The organism is Marinomonas sp. ABL3_031, from assembly GCF_056161265.1.
In genome coordinates this window covers 121961-143285 of sequence record NZ_JBSWYU010000004.1, presented here as the reverse complement: position 1 = coordinate 143285, position 21325 = coordinate 121961, and the positions used below count along the sequence as shown (strand labels likewise).

At 43.4% G+C, this 21325-nt stretch carries 16 protein-coding genes; 4 read left to right on the top strand and 12 right to left on the bottom strand.

All coding sequences use genetic code 11. The features are described 5' to 3' along the window. Positions 1-2 precede the first annotated feature (2 nt). Positions 3-860 carry an ABC transporter permease gene (locus ACXAH2_RS06740; protein ID WP_475077408.1) on the top strand — a complete coding sequence of 286 codons (858 nt, stop codon included), beginning with the start codon at positions 3-5 and terminating at the stop codon, positions 858-860. Positions 861-901: 41 nt separating this feature from the next. Here ACXAH2_RS06740 and ACXAH2_RS06735 read toward each other — a convergent pair whose 3' ends face one another. Both ACXAH2_RS06735 and ACXAH2_RS06730 read right to left on the bottom strand, forming a co-directional pair. Continuing rightward, a complete protein-coding gene (locus ACXAH2_RS06735) occupies positions 902-1828 on the bottom strand; it encodes a LysR substrate-binding domain-containing protein (protein WP_475077407.1) in 927 nt (308 codons plus the stop codon). Next, on the bottom strand, positions 1829-2734 hold the full coding sequence (locus ACXAH2_RS06730; RefSeq protein ID WP_475077406.1) for a LysR family transcriptional regulator: 906 nt from the start codon (positions 2732-2734) through the stop codon (positions 1829-1831). Positions 2735-2865: 131 nt separating this feature from the next. Here ACXAH2_RS06730 and ACXAH2_RS06725 point away from each other — a divergent pair, with 131 nt between their 5' ends. After that, on the top strand, positions 2866-5292 hold the full coding sequence (locus tag ACXAH2_RS06725; RefSeq protein WP_475077405.1) for a GcvT family protein: 2427 nt from the start codon (positions 2866-2868) through the stop codon (positions 5290-5292). A 171-nt stretch (positions 5293-5463) separates the two neighbouring features. Here the strand turns inward: ACXAH2_RS06725 and ACXAH2_RS06720 are convergent, their stop codons facing one another. The 8 genes from ACXAH2_RS06720 to ACXAH2_RS06685 form a co-directional block, all read right to left on the bottom strand. Beyond that, the gene (locus ACXAH2_RS06720) at positions 5464-6054 is read right to left on the bottom strand and encodes a helix-turn-helix domain-containing protein (protein ID WP_475077404.1); all 591 of its coding nucleotides are present in this window, start codon (positions 6052-6054) and stop codon (positions 5464-5466) included. A gap of 181 nt (positions 6055-6235) precedes the next feature. After that, entirely contained in the window at positions 6236-7702 is a 1467-nt protein-coding gene (pdxR, locus tag ACXAH2_RS06715; RefSeq protein WP_475077403.1) for a MocR-like pyridoxine biosynthesis transcription factor PdxR, read from the bottom strand. A gap of 272 nt (positions 7703-7974) precedes the next feature. Next, a complete protein-coding gene (locus tag ACXAH2_RS06710) occupies positions 7975-9363 on the bottom strand; it encodes an aminotransferase family protein (protein ID WP_475077402.1) in 1389 nt (462 codons plus the stop codon). Positions 9364-9502: 139 nt separating this feature from the next. Then, positions 9503-10873 (bottom strand): sulfoacetaldehyde dehydrogenase SafD, encoded by a 1371-nt coding sequence (gene safD / locus ACXAH2_RS06705; RefSeq protein ID WP_475077401.1) that lies wholly within the window; start codon positions 10871-10873, stop codon positions 9503-9505. Further along, positions 10870-11628 (bottom strand): sulfite exporter TauE/SafE family protein, encoded by a 759-nt coding sequence (locus tag ACXAH2_RS06700; RefSeq protein ID WP_475077400.1) that lies wholly within the window; start codon positions 11626-11628, stop codon positions 10870-10872. The genes safD and ACXAH2_RS06700 overlap by 4 nt, the downstream gene beginning before the upstream one ends. 146 nt (positions 11629-11774) lie before the next feature. Next, on the bottom strand, positions 11775-13601 hold the full coding sequence (gene glmS, locus ACXAH2_RS06695) for a glutamine--fructose-6-phosphate transaminase (isomerizing) (protein WP_475077399.1): 1827 nt from the start codon (positions 13599-13601) through the stop codon (positions 11775-11777). A 104-nt stretch (positions 13602-13705) separates the two neighbouring features. Further along, positions 13706-15067, bottom strand: coding sequence for a bifunctional UDP-N-acetylglucosamine diphosphorylase/glucosamine-1-phosphate N-acetyltransferase GlmU (glmU, locus tag ACXAH2_RS06690; protein ID WP_475077398.1), 1362 nt, complete (start codon positions 15065-15067; stop codon positions 13706-13708). Positions 15068-15361: 294 nt separating this feature from the next. After that, the gene (locus tag ACXAH2_RS06685; RefSeq protein ID WP_475077397.1) at positions 15362-16285 is read right to left on the bottom strand and encodes a LysR family transcriptional regulator; all 924 of its coding nucleotides are present in this window, start codon (positions 16283-16285) and stop codon (positions 15362-15364) included. A 166-nt stretch (positions 16286-16451) separates the two neighbouring features. Here ACXAH2_RS06685 and ACXAH2_RS06680 point away from each other — a divergent pair, with 166 nt between their 5' ends. After that, positions 16452-17045, top strand: a complete 594-nt coding sequence (locus tag ACXAH2_RS06680) for an FMN-dependent NADH-azoreductase (RefSeq protein WP_475077396.1) — start codon at positions 16452-16454, stop codon at positions 17043-17045. A 100-nt stretch (positions 17046-17145) separates the two neighbouring features. Here the strand turns inward: ACXAH2_RS06680 and ACXAH2_RS06675 are convergent, their stop codons facing one another. Beyond that, positions 17146-19305, bottom strand: a complete 2160-nt coding sequence (locus ACXAH2_RS06675) for a Tex family protein (protein ID WP_475077395.1) — start codon at positions 19303-19305, stop codon at positions 17146-17148. 370 nt (positions 19306-19675) lie between these two features. On the opposite strand from ACXAH2_RS06675, the gene ACXAH2_RS06670 reads away from it, so the two are divergent. Next, on the top strand, positions 19676-20074 hold the full coding sequence (locus tag ACXAH2_RS06670; protein WP_475077394.1) for an H-NS histone family protein: 399 nt from the start codon (positions 19676-19678) through the stop codon (positions 20072-20074). Positions 20075-20163: 89 nt separating this feature from the next. Here ACXAH2_RS06670 and ACXAH2_RS06665 read toward each other — a convergent pair whose 3' ends face one another. Further along, positions 20164-21291: a Wzz/FepE/Etk N-terminal domain-containing protein gene (locus ACXAH2_RS06665; RefSeq protein WP_475077393.1), complete on the bottom strand. Its 1128-nt coding sequence runs from the start codon at positions 21289-21291 to the stop codon at positions 20164-20166. Between the last annotated feature and the right edge of the window lie 34 nt (positions 21292-21325).

Genomic DNA, 21325 nt, shown 5'->3' with positions numbered 1-21325 from the left:
TCATGTCTCTTAAAGAAAAAATAAAAGCATTTTTTGGAATCGAAAGTTCCGGATTAGCAAAGCGCAAAACCGTCACCTTTGGCGACACGTCGAGTGTGACCTCAGGTAGAGGATGGAGTATCTTTTCTGTCCTTACATTGGCAGTAGTCTGGTTTATTGTGAGTAAGTTCCAATTGGTGAACCCGATTTTCTGGCCAGCACCTTCTGCTGTTTGGGATCAGTTCATTAGTATTTCCTCTGATGGTTATCGTAACTTTTCACTGTGGGAACATATCTGGGCAAGTCTGTATCGTATTTTAGTCGGCTTCAGCCTTGGTTGTCTGATCGGGATCCCTCTGGGCTTTGCCATGGGGTTATCTAAAGTCATGCGCGGTTGGTTTGATCCAATTGTCGAATTCTTTCGACCTATTCCACCATTGGCATTTATTCCTCTAGTGATTATCTGGTCTGGTATCGGCGAGCGATCAAAAATTCTACTGCTGTTTTTTGCTGCTCTATGGATCATGATTATCGCAGCACGTGCGGGTGTAAGCAGCATTAAGCTTAATAAAATCCATGCGGCCTACTCGCTTGGCGCAAACAAACGTCAGATTCTTTACCATGTAATTTTACCTAACTCTTTACCTGAGATCTTTACTGGTATGCGTGTCGCTATGGGCGTCTGTTGGGGAACAGTAGTTGCTGCAGAACTGGTGGCCGCTGAGTCAGGTATTGGCTATATGATCATGGTAGCAAGTAAGTTTCTATCGACCGACATTGTCGTTCTAGGTGTGATCATTGTTGGCCTCATTGGTTATGGCATCGATATCTTGATGCGCAAGTTAGAAGCCAAACTAATCCCTTGGAAAGGCAAAGCGTAAGCTAACACCTACATCATGCATAAGCTCTAGTTTGATGGAGCTTATGCATGAAAAAACTCGATGCAGTAACGCTGCAGTATTTCATCTTCTCTGAGTTCCTGACGCAACCAATGACCAAAACACGTTGCTCTGGAATTATTGATAAACTCTGCCTCCTGAACCAAATACCAGCACCCCTGTTCTGGCGCTGTAAGTTCTATCGGTAAAACCAATTTATTGGCGGCCAAATAGGCACTTGCAAAATAGATAGGAACTACCGCTACGCCCATATGATTAGCCGCGGATTCCACTGCCAATACGCAGTTATCAAGCTCATTCACTATTTTTAATCTGTCTTGCCGCACACCATGATGTTTCGACCAGACCGATAAATTAGGTGGGGATTCCATGACATTTAGAAATGGCAGACGACTTAAATCATTGAGGCTGCGACAAGGGTTCTCTGCTAAAAATTGAGGGCTGCACACAGGTACCAATGAGCCACGAAACAAAGGATGGTAAATCAAATCATCAGAAGGCTGTTCACTGTAGATTACTCCTATGTCAGCCTTATCTTTTTCAAATTCCCAACCAAGGTAATTATTGTAAAGCTCCACCTGAATGTTTTGGAATTGCTGACGAAAACGACTCAATCTTTGAATCAACCATAAGCTGATAATGCCAATATAAGTATGAACCGTTAATTCCCCTTTATTCGGCTCGCCAAATAGCTCTATGGTGCTTTGCTCTATACGGCGAAAAGCTTGATGAATTTCACCATAATAACGTCGACCAATATCGGTCAATTCAACACTGCGTCCATGACGAAGAAACAATGGAATTTCAAGGTCACTTTCAAGTTTTTTAATTTGATGGCTCACCGCAGAATGGGTCACATTCAGCTCTCTTGCAGCATTCTGAAAGCTCAATAACCTGGCGGTGGCTTCAAAAGCCCGTAACGCATTTAATGGCGGTGTATGTCGTTTCATTTAAACTCCAACTACCGAACTGTAGCCTGTTGCATTCAATAACCAATCCCGAAAAACTATCGATGCCTCAGATAACTGAGCATCGTGGCGATGACATAAATAATAATTACCTGTAGTAGGGGTTTTATCCCCAAAAGGTGGCACTAATAACTCGGCAAAACGTCCTTTTCGCATCATGTCGTCATACATGAGACAAACGCCAAAATCATTGACTGCCATAGAAACCGCGGCGGCATGACTGTCCATGTAATGACGATCCTGATCCAGTAAATGATCCAGTTTCATGTCTTGCAGCCAATTTCCCCATCCACATGGCGTACCGATTACATCTAATAACGGCATACCAATTAAGTCCTCTGAACTGTGGATCCGACGGGCAACATTTTCCGAGCAATATGGCCTTAACAGTGGGGTAATCAATGGATATACCTCAAAACCAGGCCAATCTCCAACACCATATCGAATTTCCAACTCTGTGGTGGAAATATCAAAATCAGAATCCCAATTGGTACCAGATTGGCGTACCACTATGTGGGGATAAATCGCATGAAAATTCGCCAAATTGGGCCCCAGCCAGAGCACACTGAATGAAGTATTAACACTAACATTTACCAGCGTGGTATTCACCGGATTGAAAATTTGCGCAGCTCCAATATTCAGCTGACGTAAAGAGTTTTGCACTAAAGGCAAAAACGCTCGCCCCATGTCTGATAATTGAATGCCTCGATTCACCCGCACAAAAAGTTGCTGATGCAAATGATGTTCCAAAAGTTGAATCTGTTGACTTACGGCAGACTGGCTCATATTTAATTCTTTGGCAGCCTCTGTAAAGCTCTGTTCACGGGCCGCCACTTCGAAGGTTCTGAGCCAATTTAATTGTATGCTGTGTGTTAATTTTTTATCCATTAGCTCTACTTATCTATTTGGCCGTAATTTATCGTTTGAAGTGATTCCACTCGATTTATAACATCGAAAGCAAGAATTCAACAAGTTCTCATGATTTCCACTAGATAAACTAGATAAAAGAGTGACGTTCGATGAAAAGTACGACTGATGTTTTAATTATAGGCGGCGGTATCGCTGGTGTGAGTACCCTTTACCACTTGACCAAACTGGGCTGGACGGATGTCATGCTAACCGAAAAGTTAGAACTGACATCTGGTTCCACTTGGCACGCTGCCGGTAACCTACCGCATTTCAGTAACAGCTTCAATATTATGAAGCTTCAACAATATAGTATTGCTCTGTATGCTAAACTCAAAAAAGAAACTGGCCAAGTAGATCATCACCAAACAGGCGCGGTACGTCTTGCACACACACAAGATCGTATGGATGAGTTTCAACGTGTTGCTGCCTTGTCAGAGTTAGCAGGCTTGAGACTTAAAATCGTTAATAATGACGAGCTTAAAGAACTTTACCCTTACCTTGATACTTCCGACCTGGTCGGTGGTCTTTGGGATCCAGACGACGGTCACATTGACCCTACTAGCATCACCAACACAATGGCCGCTCATGCTCGTGAAGCAGGTGCAACCATTGTTCGTAACAATCCAGTAAGTGCTATCGAACAGCAACCAAACGGTCGTTGGAAGGTTACCACTGAAAAAGGCGTGATTGATGCGGGCATCATAGTCAATGCCGCAGGCTTCCGTTGTAACGAAGTGGCTAAGATGGTTGGCCATCAGCTACCTGTTGCTTCAATGGAGCACCAATTTGTAGTGACCGACAACATCCCTGAGCTAGAAGAATTAGATACTATGATTCCAATGCTTCGTGACCCAGATGTGTCTTACTACTTACGCCAAGAAGGCAAAGGCTTGATCCTTGGGCCTTACGAGAAAGGTGGTATTCCATGGGCGACAGACGGTGTGCCAAAAGAGTTTGGTCAAGAACTATTGCAACCTGACCTAGATCGTATTGAAGACATCATGTGTACGGCTATGGAACAGATCGAGATGATCGGCCATGCTGGTATTAAAACTGTCGTAAACGGCCCAATCACTTACACGCCAGATGGCCACCCACTGATTGGTCCTGTACATGGTATTGATAACTACTTCGTCTGTACTGGTTTCAACTTCGGTATTGTACAAGGCGGTGGCGCTGGTCATTTCATGTCTCAGTGGATCGTCAACGGTCATCCTGAATTGGATCTATTTGAACTGGATCCTCGTCGTTTTGGTGATTACGCAAATCACGACTACACAGTGGCAAAAGCGACTGAAGTATACGCTAACGAATATCAGTTAGGCTTCCCCAACGAATACGCAATGCGTGACGCTAAGCGAAACAACAAGCAGTCTCCTATCTACCAAGATCATAAAGACAGCAATGCAGTATTCGGCGCTTACTTTGGCTGGGAACGTGCCAGTTGGTTTGCCCCAGAAGGCGTTGAACCAAAAGAAGAACACAGCTTCCGCCGTGGTAATTGGTTTGATGCGGTTGCCAAGGAATGTCAGCATGTTCAAAAACATGTTGGCCTGTTGGATTTATCACCTTTTGCTAAATTCGAAGTGTCAGGTCCAAATGCTTTGGCGTATTTAGAAAGCATGTCACCAAACCAGATGCCAACAAAAGCAGGTCAAATTGCTTTGTCACACCCTCTAACAAAAGAAGGTACCGTGGCATGGGAATTCTCTGTCACCTTGCTAGAAGACGGCCGCTACTACCTGATGGGACCTGCTGCTGCTGAACTTCTCATTGAAGATTGGTTGCGTACACGCTTACCAAGCGATGGCTCTGTACAGCTAAGCAACATTACTCAAGACTACGGTACATTAGTCATTGCTGGCCCAGACGCTCGTAAAGTACTTTCTAAGATCACTGATGCGCCGTTGGATAACGATGCCTTCCCATGGTTCAGCGGACAAGAAATTAGCGTAGCAGGCATCAAGCTACGTGCTTTGCGCATGAACTTTGTGGGCGAATTAGGTTGGGAATTACACCACCCTATTGGCGATCAAAAAGCCTTGTACGATGCACTAATGGCCGCTGGCGAAGAATACCAACTACGTCATTTCGGTTTGCGTGCGATGGATTCTATGCGCTTGGAGAAAGGTTACCCAATGTGGGGCCATGATCTGAATGTTGAATTCAATGCTTACGAAGCCAACCTAGGATACTTTGTCAAAATGGGCAAAGGCGATTTCGAAGGTAAAGCAGCGCTGCAACAAGCTAAAGAAGCAGGCATCAAAACCAAGCTGGTTCTACTTGAACTGCACGATGCCGATGTGGACGCAGCAGTGGGTATGGAGCCTGTCTACGCGAATGGTGAAATCGTCGGCCAGATTAGTTCTGGTGGTTACGGACACCGAGTGGAGAAAAGTCTCGCTTTGGCCTACATGAATGTTGATGCGTTAGAGAGTGACCTAAGCGTAAAAGTGTTAGGTAATCTATATGCCGCATCTTGCATTAAGGGTGCGATCTATGACCCTAAAGGCGACATGTTGAAACTAAACGACTAACCGCAACTGGCGGATAACCTCCGCCAGTCTTTTGACAACGGCAACCGATTTTTCTGTCTAGGTTGCCGTTTTTTTTGCCTTCCCTTCACACAAACAAGCTTCCCTTCATAGAAACAATTGGCTTATTCATGCTTTCTCAAGCAACATTTTTACTGATACGATAAATACTACCTAGTAACCTGCTACTAAGGTCCAAACCACAACTACAGGCTCTTCATCGGAGGGGTTTCTGATCCAATGAGGCTCATCACCAGCAAGAGCAAAACTGTCGCCTGCTGTTAGCAGAAAACGCTTGTCTCCAATCCCTAGCTCTAAGGTACCAGATTGCACTAACCCTGCCTCTTCTCCTAGACGTTTGCGAGGTTTAGTATTACCTTCACCTGGCTCAATGGTGGTAAGTATCATGTGCATTTGGCCAGATAAGCTTGGTGATAATAGCTCTTCACGCATACCACTGCCTGTATAGCTCAAGCTACGACGGGCATTTTTACGGACAATGTGATTAAGCTCTTCTAGCGGAGCCTCATTATCCGTATGAAAAAACCAACTGACTTTCACGCCCAATATATCACTAATGGATTGCAGCACAGCAATCGGCAGCGACGATACGCCACGCTCCACTTGACTGATATACCCCACTGAACGATTAATTTTTTCCGCCAAGGTCGCTAGGGTAATGCCTTTGGCTTTACGAAGATCGCGAATTTGTCGACCAATACGTAGATTTTCATTATCGACTTGTCGATCTATTTTTATTGTCATGATTATCCTGTTTTTAATATCTTCATCCTCTAAGGATAAAACAATCCTGAGATCGAATTAAGAGGCGAAGCTTGATTCATTTAAAAAGCACAGAAAAGGAAGATCAAATAAAAAAGCCACTCTACTGAAAACTAGAGCGAATAGCCTAAATGACATCTATGAGCACTTTTCTACCTTTTTATTATTCAATCATGCTGTGGATGATTTTCGACAGTTTTTCAATGCCTAAAGCAATTTTATTGGTTGGAATAGAAGAAAAACCCAAACGAAAATAACTGCTTGCTTCTTCTTGTTCCACATAATGAATTTTACCTGGCTCTATCAAAATACCTTGCGCTTTGGCTTTTACTTTTAACTCAGCCGCATCCAGTTTTGCAGGGCCTTTTATCCAGTAGCTAGAACCACCAAAACTGGGCGTGTTATGACAACCCGGCAAATACTTCTCTAAGGCATCATTCATGGCTCGCCATCTCGCTTTATAGTTACGTGCAATATTCATGATGAGAGCATCATGATACCCTCGCTCAAGGAACAAGGCGGCGGCTCTTTGGTTATTTGAGGCAGGGTGACGAATCATTAAGCGACGCAAGGCTCTGGCTTCTTTTATCAGTTGCTCAGATCCCACAACATAGCCCAAACGCAAACCTGGCGCTAAGGTTTTTGATAAACTCCCAATGTAAATCACACGATCGTTCTTATCTAAACTCTTTAATGCTGGACTGGGTTCAATCTCAAAGTTGGTTTCACTTTCATAATCGTCTTCAATGATTAAAAAATTCTCTTGATTAGCGCGCTCAAGCAATTCGTAACGCCGTTCAATGGGCATGGTCACTGTGGTTGGACACTGATGACTTGGGGTAGTATAAATCAAATCACAGTCCGCTAATTCCTCATTGATAATGAGACCATGATCATCAATCGCAAGGGGTTTAATCGGACAACGATGTAAGTTGGCAATATTTCGAATGTCCACGTAACCAGGATTCTCCACCCCCAATACGGAAGAGGCATCCAATAATAATTGAACCAATAAGAATAAAGACTGTTGCGCCCCGACTGTCACCAAAATTTGTTCTTTATCAGCCCACACACCACGTCGAGGCAATAAACGAGTGCGAATTTGCTCAATCAATCGCGGATCATCATGATCCATACTGTCGGAAGCCCAATCACTTACTGCGGCATCACTGGCAGCATCGCGACAACATTCACGCCAATTAACCGCAGGAAAGATTTTTTCATCAAATTGACCGTAAATGAAAGGGTATTCATAGGTCTGCCAATCCCGAGCTTTAACTATATTTTGCTGCTCGCTAGGATGCACCTTAAAACGTTGCTGCCAGTTAATAGCGGTTGATTGCTGGATGTTTGAAGCAACCACTGACTCGACTTTGCCACGAAGAATATCTTCGTTTACAAAATAGCCTCGGCGCTCGCGTGCAACTATGTAACCATCGTCTAGTAAGTGTTCATAAGCTAAGACAACTGTATTACGTCCAACGCCTAGCTGCTGAGCCAATTTGCGACTTGAGGGTAATGGCATGTCCAATGGAATATTGCCCTTAAGGATGGCACTGGTGATTTGCTCTCTAAGTTGCTTCTGTAAACTGGTCCCGGATTTCTGAGACAAATGGAACAAATGATACATATTGACTCTTTACGACTCTTCCACAAATTGATTTAGACAATAACACCTGGCCATGACAAGCATTAACCTTGCCAACTTAGTAAATGCATTTTGATACACACTATTTAGGATTGTATCCTATGTTGACGCTTCTTAAAGAATGGAAAAGAAAAAACTGAGACGATGAGCTATCAATTATTCATTGATAGCAACGCCTGGGGGAACATACATCGTCTCAGTAAGGGTGAAGCCAAACCTCTCATCAAGGTTTAGTTAATTCAGCACACTAGTCGTTAGTGTTGTTTTGTCACTTCCGTTAGTGCTTCGTCAATGGCATCAACGATTTGATCAATATCTTGCTTAGTGGCGATCAAACCTGGTGCTAGACAGACAGTATTGTTAAAACTTTTGAATGAGCGATTGGTTCGGCCAATAATCACGCCATTGGCCATACAGTGAGCAGCAATAGCCATCACTACACCTTCTTCGACAGGCTCTTTTGTTTGTCGATCTTTCACCAATTCAAAGCCAGCAAACAAACCTTTACCTCGCACTTCGCCAATCATTGGATGTTTGTCCATCAATGCACTTAAACGCGCTTTCAAGTAATCTCCTTGTTGCTGAGTGTTTTCCAACAAGCCTTCATCTTCAATGATTTGCATATTAACTAAGGCAGCAGCAGGACCCGCTGTACAACCACCAAAGGTAGAAATATCACGGAAGTAACCCATTCTCGGATCATCTTCTTTAAATGCCGCGAAAACTTCCTCTGTAGTAACCGTACAGGAGATAGCCGCATAACCAGACGCCAAACCTTTTGCCATAGTAACGATGTCAGGCTGCACGCCATAATGCTGATAACCGAACCATTTGCCAGTTCGCCCCAAGCCACACACCACTTCGTCTATGTGCAAAAGCACATTGTATTTTTTACAAATCTCTTGCACGCGAGGCCAGTAACCCGCCGGTGGCTCAATGACACCGCCGCCTGCAGTAATAGGCTCCAAACACAAAGCGCCAACTGTTTCTGGGCCTTCACGAAGAATAACCTTTTCAATTTCGTTGGCCGCCCAAACACCATAGTCCTCTCCTTGAGATTCCTCTTGTGCACGGTATTCGCAGCAATGAGGTACTTCAATAAAGTCAGGTACAAACGGACCATAATGATCACGACGTTCTGCTTGCCCAGTGGCGCTCAATGCCGCAATTGTTGTACCGTGATAATCACGCTCACGGTATAAGATTTTGGTTTTCTTACCGCCGTATTTTTTATGCGCTATTTGACGCACAATTTTAAAGGCTTTCTCATTCGCTTCAGAGCCAGAGTTCGAGTAATAAACACGACTCATGCCAGGCATTTTATCGATCAATTTTTTGGCAAATAACGCCGCAGGAATATTACCCGCCGTTTGCGCAAAATAATTCATTGTTAATAACTGCTCACGCACGGCATCGGCAATTTCTTCGCGACCATAGCCAACGTTTACCGTCCAAACCGCACCAGACACAGCATCTAAATATTCATTGCCTTTGACATCCCAAACGCGCATCCCTTTACCTTTGACAATCATTAAAGGGTCGCTTGTTTCAAGTGGCTTATGATTTGCCAAGTGGTGCCAAACATGCGCTTTATCATTGGACAAAGCATCAACTGAATCGTATTCGTGAAGGTTATAAGACATTTTCGACCTCATATAAGAACATCAAATCAAGCACGTTACACGGCTTTCCTGATTTAACAGTACGCTTTGCAAGAAGGTTTCATTAGAGCCAGATAAGACACTTATCTAAGGCCAGAAAATCTTGCAAAGCGGGTGTTTATTACAATACTAATGTTTTGGTGTAACTCATCTCGCGCACAGCGTATTTAATACCTTCGCGACCCACACCACTTTCTTTTACACCACCAAATGGGAAATGCTCGGTTCTAAAACCAGGTCCATCATTGACAGCTAAAGTCCCTAAATCTAGGTCTTCGAAAAGACGACGAATGACGGCCAAATTCTGACTGAAAATACCACCTTGAAGGCCATAAGCCGTATTATTGATAATCGGTACAATGTCATCCACATTCGTGAATTTATACAAAGGAATGACAGGGCCAAACGTCTCTTCAACCATCAATTCACTCTCAGGGCTAACCTCTTCAAGAATAGTTGGATAGACAAATGCACCATCGTAACGGTTACCCAAGGCGACTTTTGCACCATCCGCAATGGCACTCTCAATACGGCCGCGGATTTCATCCGCCGCACCTTGATGGATTACAGGGCCGACAAAGGTATCGTCTAGCATTGGATCACCCACCACCAATTGCGCACTTTTCTCTACCAGAATGTCACGAAACTTGTCGTACACATCAGCATGGACAAAGACACGTTTTGCGGCCGTACAACGCTGACCTGCGGTTGCAAAGCGCTGATTGATCGAAACTTGTGCTGCTTTCTCAAGGTCACCATCTGGCATCACGATCAAAGGATCATTGCCGCCAAGTTCCAATAGCAATTTTTTGTAGCCAGCTGCTGCCGCAATGGCATTCGCTGCGGCAGTACCACCCGTAAAGTTGATTGCGTCGATATGGGGGTGTGCATTCAATTTATCCAAATCGCTCAGTGCCGGCATACAAAACTGCAGCACTTCTTCTGGGATTCCCGCTTGGTAACACAACTCAACCAGAAACTTAGAGGATTCCGTATTTTGTGGACCAGGTTTAAACAAAATGGCATTGCCTGCAGCAAACGCAGGACCGATTTTGTGGATCGCAATGTTAATAGGGAAGTTGAATGGCGTAATGCAAAAAACCGTTCCCAGTGGACGCCAGCAAACCACCCCAATCTTACCACCCATTGGGCCATAAGCATCGGAATCCAGACTTTCGCCAACAATTTGACGGGCTTCTTCACTGCTGGCAATGGCAGCATTGTAGGCACGTGACATTTCAACACGAGAATCAGAGATGGTTTTCCCTGTTTCCTTGGTGATCATCTTAGCAAGGGTTTCCGAATTGTCTTTCAACAAAACCGCCAATTTAGCGAGGATATTGGCACGCTCAAAGGCGGCCAAGTTACGCTGTATTTGTTGACCTTTTTCCAAAACAGCCAATTTCTCTTCCACTTCTTGCCAAGTGGTATAAGGGTATTCCCCAATTGCTTCATTGTTATAAGGATTTACTAAAGAATAAGTTTGACTCATAAGGGTACTCCCATTTGAAAAAGTTGATAAATAATGCGAATCAGGGCGGCAAATAACGCCACTTTCATCAGAGCAAAAAAGATTTTCGTATTAATCAGTCCCAATACCATGATGCCTAATCTGGCACCAATGACCGCAGCTAAACTCAACACAGCAATCAACCAGGCGTTATCAATAAAAGAAAAACCTAGATAGAGATAAGCCGGAATTTTGGTAAGATGAGCAAACAACTGCATTAAGGATTTATTGCAAACCACTTGTTCTTTTGTCAGATCATCACGTAAGAAAAATATCGCCAGAAGTGGGTCTATCGCGCCGGCGATAATGCCCAAGCTTCCTGTAGCGATGCCCACCCAAAAAAAGTTCTTTGATTGAATTTTGATATGCGGCATGCGTTTTGGCTTAAACAAGCTGTAAAAAATCAACACAGCCAATATCAGTAAGGGGTAAAACTCACCAACATACTTGACGATAAATAAAGTCGTCAGAATGGCGCCAAGCACAGCCCCCAAAGCAAAAGGCACGCACATTGACCAACTAACATGGCGACGTAAAAACCAGCTACGCGCGGCATTATTAAATACTTGAACCACGCCATGAATCGCCACTAACGGTTTGACGGGCATGTACAAACTCATCGCAGCAAACATAAGAACGCCGCCGGCCATGCCCGTAATAGAAGTGATCATAGAAGCACAAAGGATTGCCATTGAAAGCCAAAACAAACTGCTATTGGATAACTCGATAATTTCCACAAACAACCTTTCCAAACCTTTTTATTAACAGTAGGTTAGGAAAATTGCCTGGTGATAAATAGGACCAATTCTGTCATTTCATTGGTCCAAATAAAAAGCCGACTCAAGGTCGGCTTTCAATATCAACAAGAATGCTATTTGACGTGCTATTCCACCGTCACAGATTTCGCCAGATTCCGCGGCTGATCCACATCGGTTCCTTTCACTACCGCCACATAATAAGACAAAAGCTGTAACGGAATGGTATGAACGATAGGCTCTAAAATGGCTGCCACTTTTGGCACTTCTGAGAAGGTCACATTATCTTCGTTATGCAAATCCGTGTCCTTATCAGCAAACACATACAACTCCCCCCCACGAGCGGCTACCTCTTGTAGGTTGGATTTAATTTTATCCAACATGCCGTTATGCGGCACTAAGGTTATAATCGGCATGTCTTCATCCACCAGCGCCAGAGGACCATGTTTCAATTCGCCAGCAGGGTAAGCTTCGGCGTGGATATAGGAGATCTCTTTCAATTTCAGAGAACCTTCCAAAGCAATCGGGAACATAGCACCACGACCAAGGAACAAAGCATTGTGCTTATTGGCAAACTTGTCCGCGATCTGTTTGATGTGGCCGTCTTGCGCCAAAGCAGTATTCACGTGTGTAGGTAAAGAACGCATGGCTTGCACCAATTCCGCTTCTTTTTCAGCACTTAAACCCTTTTCAACCGCAATCGCCACACTGGTGATTAGCAAAGCGGTTAATTGCGTTGTGAATGCCTTAGTGGAAGCCACGCCAATTTCCGCTCCGGCGTTGGTCAACAAGGTCAAAGCCGACTCTCGTACTAGGGTACTGGAAGGTACGTTACAAATGGCGAGCGTCGTTAAGTAATCCAACTCTTTCGCCATGCGCAATGCGGCTAAAGTGTCTGCGGTTTCACCGGATTGAGAAAGGGTTAAAAACAAGGTATTTTTTGGCACCGCTACTTTACGATAACGGTATTCACTGGCCACTTCGACACTGCATGGTAAGTCGGCTAATTCTTCGATCCAATATTTGGCGACCATACCAGCATGGTAACTGGTACCACAGGCAACAATATGGATATTTTCCACTTTCTTCAGGAAGTCAGAGTCAGCGCCAAAACAGCTGGTCAGTACTTTGGTATCACTGATACGACCTTCCAAACAAGCACTAATCACTTTAGGCTGCTCGTAGATTTCCTTCATCATGAAATGACGGAATTCACCCTTATCGGTAGCATCTACGTTGTGGTTAAACACACTTACCGGACGCTCTTGAATGTCACCTTGCAGACCATAAACGGTCACTGCATCACGTGTCACTTCAACCACATCACCTTCTTCAAGGAAGATAAATTGGTCAGTCACATGTAACAAGGCTAATTGATCAGAGGCCACGAAATTTTCTTCAATGCCTACGCCTACCACTAAAGGACTGCCTTTGCGTGCCGCGATAAAACGCTCATTGTCGTCTTTTTGCACCACACCAATGGCGAATGCGCCTTCCAAACGAGCCAAACTGTTTTGCACCGCTTTCAGCAAATCACTTTCTGTTTTTAGGGCATCATGAATCAAGTGAACAATCACTTCCGTGTCCGTTTCAGACGTAAACTGATAGCCTTTTTCTTTCAGCTCACGACGCAAAGGCTCGTGGTTTTCGATAATGCCATTATGCACCAAAGCCAAATCGTCACCCGAAAAATGCGGGTGAGCATTGGCTTCTGTTGGTTTTCCATGAGTAGCCCAACGGGTGTGAGCAATGCCCATTTTACCATCTAATGGCTGCGCTTCGAATTTATCACGCAACGCCTGAACTTTGCCCACTGCACGATGTGAGTACACGCCTTGCTCGTTATTAATAGCCACACCAGAGGAGTCATAACCGCGGTATTCCAAACGACTCAACCCTTCCAGTAATATTTTCGCTACATTTCGACGTGCAATCGCACCCACTATTCCGCACATAAATCTATCCTTTTTGGCTTAAGCAGAGGCATTCTTCAGCTCAAGCAATTAACCTATTCAACTAATCTTATAAATCGTCTAACACTGAGAACTTACTACAGCCACTACTTTTTCGTTGGACGTGGCCAGTTATCCTTATTCACTTGTCTTGCGCGGGCAAAAGCCAATTGCTTCTCACCAACCGCTTTGGTGATAGTAGAACCTGCCGCAATGGTGGCACCTTCAGCCACTTCCACAGGCGCAACTAAAGAGGTGTTAGAACCAATAAACACATTATCGGCCACCTGAGTGAGATGTTTATTCACCCCATCATAATTACAAGTGATGGTGCCTGCGCCCACATTCACGTTGCCCCCCATTTGGGTATCGCCAATATAACTTAGGTGATTTACTTTACTACCTTCGCCTATGTGAGCTTTTTTAGTCTCGACAAAATTGCCAATCTTGGCTTTATTTGCCAGCTTGGTGCCGGGACGTAAACGAGCAAACGGGCCAATGTCGCACGCCTCTCCTACTTGACTGTCATCTATCATGGAGTGGCTCTTGATTGTAGTGCCCTCACCAATCACACAGTCTTTTAAATAACAGTTAGGGCCGATTTCAACCCTGTCACCTAATACAACCTTGCCTTCAAACACACAATTCACATCAATAACGACGTCTTGTCCGGTTTGCACTTCACCGCGTACATCGATACGGGCAGGATCCAGCAAACTTGCTCCTTGACGCATTAAATCTGTTGCCACCTGCTGCTGCCATTCCCGTTCAAGTGCAGCCAACTGAACCCTATCGTTAACGCCTGCCACTTCCGCTTCATTGCTCGGTTGCACCGTTACTATGTGCACTCCCTGTTGAGCCGCCATAGCAATAATGTCTGTTAAATAGTATTCACCTTGCGCATTATCATTGGTTAACGCCGCTAACCAAGCCTGCAAAGGCGCATTTGGCGCCAATAAAATGCCAGTGTTTACTTCTTGGATTGCCAACTCTTCAGCAGAGGCGTCTTTTTGTTCCACAATGGCCGTTACCTGACCTTGTGCATTACGAACAATACGACCGTAACCTGTCGGATCCGCCAGACTGATGGTCAACAAAACTAAGGTATTAGGAGATGACAGGGAGGCCATTTTTTCTAATGTGCTGGTGCGAATTAACGGTACATCGCCGTAAAGCGTCAAGGTTGAGCCCGTGTTTTGCAGGGAAGGCGCCACACGGCGTAATGCATCACCCGTTCCCTGAGGGTCATTTTGCCAGACCACATTGGCTGAAAAATCCTGACAATGCTCAGCCACCTGCCCCCCTTGATGCCCTACAACCAAATGCAATTTTGCCTCCGGCATTACGCTTGCCGTAGTCAATACTCGCCTAACCATGGCTGTACCACCAACCTTATGCAGTACTTTAGAAAAAGAGGATTTCATACGGCTGCCTTTACCCGCAGCAAGAATTACTATGTCCAGGCTCATGAAGCTTCCTTGTATGATATTTGTTATGAATATATGTGTATGAAGGCCATTAAACCTTCTCACTCTTGGCACTACAACCCAAATTGTCAAAAAAAAATTGACAAAATTTACAACAGTCAGCAATCCTATGATTTATATTAGCCATAGAATAGCCCTATGTTCATTTTTGTCAGTATTTGACACTTTTATGATAATAATGAAGGAGTAAAAAACAGCACACAAAGAGACATGTTCAGACGGCAATTAATACTTTAGATCCCCTATTAACCATTTAGCCAAGAGGAAATAATCGCCCTATTTGGACTTTCTTGTACTACTTAAATGGTTTGGGCAAACGTTGCATTCTTCTTGAAGCAGCTCAACTAATAAACGAGTAGCTGGCCCGGTTCTTTCTCCTTTACCAAAAATAGCATAAAGATGGAAGTTACGCTCAGCGCCCGACACCAGTTTAAGACGCTTCAACTTACCATTTTCCAGCTCTTCTCCTATGTCGGCTTTTGGCAACCAAGCAAAGCCTACTCCACTGACCACAATCTCCAGTGCCGATTGCACGCTAGATACCGTCCAGCGTCTCTCGGTTCCTAACCAACCAGCATCTATCGAAGATTCTACGGCAGAATCCCGTATCACCAACTGCAATTCTCGACTGAGCCTTTCATTGTTAACAGGACCTTCTTCCTCAAACAAAGGATGTAAAGGAGAAGCAACTGCCAACAACTCTACTTCGACAATTGGATCGGCCAGATAGCCTTTTGGCACTATGCCACTCAGCACCAAATCCGGTCGGCCATTTTGTAAGGCTTCCAAACTGCCACTCAAGACGACCTCTTTTAATTGCACTTGGGTACCCTGACTTTGCGGCTCAAAAGCTTTTAGGGCACGCAATAATGCGGGGGTTGGAAAAGTCTGATCCACCACCAATTCCAACTCAGGCTCCCAGCCTTGCCCCAGAGTATGCGCCAATTCTTCTAGCTCAACGGCTTCTTTAATCAGATGTCGAGAACGTCGTAGTAATACCTCACCACGCTCCGTCAACTTGGCTTTTCGACCTTCGATAATAAGCAAAGGATAACCTAGTTGCTCTTGTAGCTTGGCCACTGTGTAACTGACGGAAGATTGACTTTTGTGCAAAGCCTCAGCTGCTTGGGCAAAGCCGCCTTTATCAACCACAGCCTGTAGTACTCGCCACTGTTCTAAAGTAACTCTTGGTGATTTCACGCTAACTCTTCTTTTAGGGTGTAAAAATTTGCTCTCTAAAGTATCGTATTATTCGATTAATATCTCCAAAAAAAGTCACTTTTTAATCGAATATTTTGGTTATATCATTTTTTTACTTTCTCAAAACAGAGCCTAAAAGGCTTATTCAAGATATTGGAGACACAAGATGACAACATTACTACGCATTGATTCTAGTGCTGCAGGCGCTAACTCTAAATCACGCCAATTGGCAGACACTTTTGTTGAAAAATGGCTTGCGAAAAATCCCGAAGGTAAAGTGGTCATTCGTGACGTAGACGCCAATCCACTGCCACACTTCACAAACGAAACACTTGGTGCTTTATTCACACCAGAAGAAAATCGTTCAGTGGAACAAAAAGCCATTGTGGCCATTGGTGATGAACTAATCGACGAACTAGAAGCAGCGGATCTGATTGCCGTTTCTGCACCTATGTACAACTTCAGTATCCCCTCCACTCTGAAGTCTTATTTTGACTATATTGCACGTGCTGGTCGTACTTTCCAATACACTGAAAATGGCCCTGAAGGTTTGGTGAAAAAAGACGCTTATGTATTCTCTGCAAGCGGCAGCTTTCTTGCCGATACGCCTATGGATCATCAAGCACCTTATATCAACACATTCCTAGGCTTCCTTGGCCTCAATGTAAAAGAGACTTTCATTGCAGGTGGCCAAGCGACGGGTGAACCGGGTGAACAAGCTTTTAATGAAGCGAAAACAAAAATCGCTGCTGCAGTGTAATTTACTTTTAAGTCAAGGTTTCCCCTCATTAAACAGCCAGTTAGCAAATTGCTCACTGGCTGTTTGTTTTTAATCACGTGACAAGAATAACAGGCCCAAATCAAAGCCCATATGCTTTTAAAGCAATACGCTTGCGCTTCACATCCACCTCAAGCACTTCTACTTTGACTATCTGCCCTACGCGCACCAAATCTCGTGGCTCTTTCACAAAGCGATCGGCTAACTGAGAGATATGAATCAAACCATCCTGATGCACACCCAAATCAACAAAAGCACCAAATGCTGCCACGTTGGTTACCACTCCCTCTAACGTCATACCTTCATATAAGTCTTCAATACTTTGTACGCTTTGATCAAACGTCGCGTACTTGAATTCTGGACGAGGATCCCGCCCAGGTTTCACCAATTCAGCCAATATGTCTGTATAAGTAAAATCACCCGCAGACTGAAATTGTGGTGTCATTACTTTGAGTTGCTGAATGGCAGCGGCATTGTTTAACAGGTCTTTTGTAGTCAACTTCAACTGCAGGGCCATCTGCTTAACGAGGCCATAGGACTCAGGATGCACACCGGATTGATCCAGCGGTTCTTTGCCATTAAGGATGCGCAAAAAACCCGCGCATTGTTCGAAACACTTTTCACCTATGCCTTTGATCTTTTTTAACTCGGTTCGAGATTCTATACGTCCTTTGTCTTCACGGTAACGCACGATATTTTGTGCAAGTCGCTCTGATAGTCCGGACACGTAAGATAGCAAAGAAGCCGATGCCAGATTTAAATCGACACCCACACGGTTCACACAATCTTCCACCACATTGGTTAACGAGCTGGATAAAGCACTGGCTTTGATATCATGCTGATACTGACCGACACCAATAGATTGTGGATTGATCTTCACTAATTCCGCCAATGGGTCTTGAAATCGACGAGCAATGGAAATTGCACCGCGTATGGTGACATCCAGATCCGGAAACTCTTCAATGGCAATTAGCGACGCTGAATAGACAGAAGCACCAGCCTCACTCACGACGATAGCCTGACAGGATAATGCTTGCTTTCGTATCATGTCTTTCACTAGGGTTTCTGTTTCTCTTGACGCTGTTCCATTACCAATGGCAACCCAATTCACAGCATATTTTTCAATCAATCTTATTAATGTTTGTTTGGCTTGCTGCGTTTGGTTTTGTGGTGAATGCGGGTAAATAACACCGTGATCTAATACTTTTCCTTGCTCATTTATAACAGCAAGCTTCACGCCATTACGATAACCTGGATCCATCCCTAATACTCTATGAGCACCTGCTGGAGCGGCCATTAATAAGTCTTCTAAATTATTGGCAAAGACCTTAATCGCTCCCTCTTCTGCTTTTTCTTTTAATTGATTGAGTACCTCGGTTTCCGATTTGGTGCGCAATTTTGATTGCCACGCCAGTGTCAGAAAGTGTTTTTGAATAAAAGATAACGGGCTTGGTGTGGAATCATTCTCAAATAAACTATTTAGATGAGGAAGAGTTAATCCGTTTGGACAACTCACCTCAGAAGGCAATTGAATATTTAATTTCAGAAAACCTGCTTTTTTGCCCCGAAATACTGCTAACAATCGATGTGCAGCCACCTTAGAAACCGCTTCTTCATATTCAAAGTAGTCTTGAAACTTTTCACCTTCTTGTTTTTTTCCTCTCAAGATTCGGCTTTGAATCACACCCTCCTTCATTAATACATGGCGTGCCACTTTCAATAGATCACTGTCATCACAAAGTGCTTCTATAATAATGTCTTGTGCTCCTTGAAGAGCTTGTTTTGGTGAAATATTCACCTTATTTTGCTGAATCCAAATGGCTACTTTTACTTCTTCGGGTAAACACTGACTCTGCCAGATGGCTTTAGCCAAAGGCAATAGGCCTTTTTCTCGGGCCGTATCCGCTTTACTTTTACGCGCTTTTTTAAAAGGCGCATAAATGTCTTCCAACTCTGTTTTTGAAATAGCATTACGAATTTTATCTTTTACCACGGCGGTAACCGAGGGTTCTTTCTCTAACAAGGTTAAAATACTATCTCGGCGTTTATTTAACTCACCTAAGTATTGCCAGCGTTCAAAGAAAGCCCGCAATTCCACATCTGTCATACCTCCAGTGCTGTCTTTTCGATAGCGAGCAATAAAGGGTACACTCGCGCCCTCTTCGAATAATGTAATGATGTTTTCCGATACTTTAATCGAACAAGACAACTCAGAACTTAAAACCTGTGATACGGACTTCATTTACTACCCTAATGTTTACACTTTTATCACTCAGACACGCTATAATTCTATTAGCATATTTTTCTAAATTTTATTAGAATCCATTGCCAAACTGAAAATAAATAAAATAAAATACTATTTTATGCACTAATATTCAGTTTAGTTTTATAAATGTTGACGATTTTGTCATTTTATAAAAACAAAGTGAAATAATCGACCAGTATGGAAACAATGGTTGTTATTCATAAAAGGAAGTGACGAACAAGTTATCTAAACTTTTTCAAATCTTCATTAAGTCATTTTAACACTTACTACTGGGTGTGAAAGATGGATCTATTTTTCAGTACAGGACCATACTCAACCAGTTCTAACAGATAAATAGGGGATATCGATGAGTTTATTACTTGAGTTAGCAGGCAACAAAGCAAAAGCACGTGCGGCAGCAAAAGAATTGAGCGTTGCACAATTGGAAAACCTAATTGCAGGTTTAACCAATGCTTTAGAGAAAGCCAAGGAAGAGGAAGCAGCTCGCGCGGCTCAAGAAGCAGAAAAATCTGCTCGCGCTGAAGAAATTGCTAACTTGATCGCCAAAAGTGGCCTAACAATGGAAGAGGTCGCTAAACTGACGTCAACCAAAGTGGGCGCGACCAAAGGCAAAACCGTTGAACCGAAATACCGTCTAACGGTCGATGGTGAAGTACACGAATGGACTGGCCGTGGTCGTACACCTAAGGTATTCCAAGAATATTTTGATGCTGGTAACAGTCGTGAAAGCGTAGAAATCAAATAATACGTTTGTACTAAAAACAAAAATTAAAAACGACCATCATCTGAACAGGTAATGGTCGTTTTTTTACATAAAATCACGAGTTATGATATCTATTTCTCACGAAAAGCAAAGCGCACCAGCACGATTAAACAACCTAACATACCACCCAACAACACCCCAAGCACTGCAATTAATCTTCGGTTAGGAGAAGTTCGACTAAGGGGCCTTTCAGGAGACTCAACGAACCTAAAAGTGTCAAAACTTGCATCCTCACTAATTTTCAATCGCTCTGCCATTTTTAATTTAGCATTAACTTGATTTAACCTTGGATCTAAAACGGACAGTTGATTCAACCCTTCCAACACCTTTACTTTTGCTTCTAATGCATTGGCACCAATATTAATTGAAAACATATCACTTACACCTAAGTTTTCTACTGGCGCTGGGATTTTTGCAGCCTGAGCTATTTGTAAAGCGTACTTACTTTGAATTAATTCAGCCTCTAGACGATCCTTAGCTTGATCTTGCAACAGAGCAAATTCTTGCTGTAGCTCACCCTGCTTTGCTTGGACAATAGAAGTTAAATTCGTAATAACAACTCTTCTAGACTTTTCAGTTACATAATCAATATACCCACTAAGTAACTCAAAACTACCTTGATCTGTGTCACTTTCGCCTCTAAGTATGTAAAAGCCTGGTGTATTTTTTTGCGTCGATAAAGAGAGTTTATCTGCCCAAACAACATATAATTTTTGTTTAGCTTTCTTATACTCATCGCCGCTAAGTTCTTTTTGTAGCAATAACTCATCTTGCTTAAAACTATCGTTTTGTGACAAATAGGATAACTTACTTGATTTAGACTGATATTGTTGAACAAAAATTTGAAAAATATTTTCGGGCTTCATAAGAGAATCGAGCTTTTTACTAACTAATATAGAACCATCTTGTTGATATATATCAAATAACGGCTGAAAACCATTAACCATTTTTTGATATGCTTCAAAGTCGCTAGGCTGTGGGGCTGTAATTACAGCTTCCGATGTCCACTTTTGCTCTTCCGTTAAGGCATAAACTACAGCAAAAGTTGTAATCAAAAAAGTACAAATAAGAATAATCCATTTGCCTTGCCAGAGTGCAACAATCAATTCTTTTAAATCTATCTCATCATCCCGATAAGATGAGTATTGAGACAAATTAGATAGATCTTTCTGCGACTCAATCGACACTTTCTCACTCACTTTCACTTTCCCCTTGCTTCACATGGTATTTTGA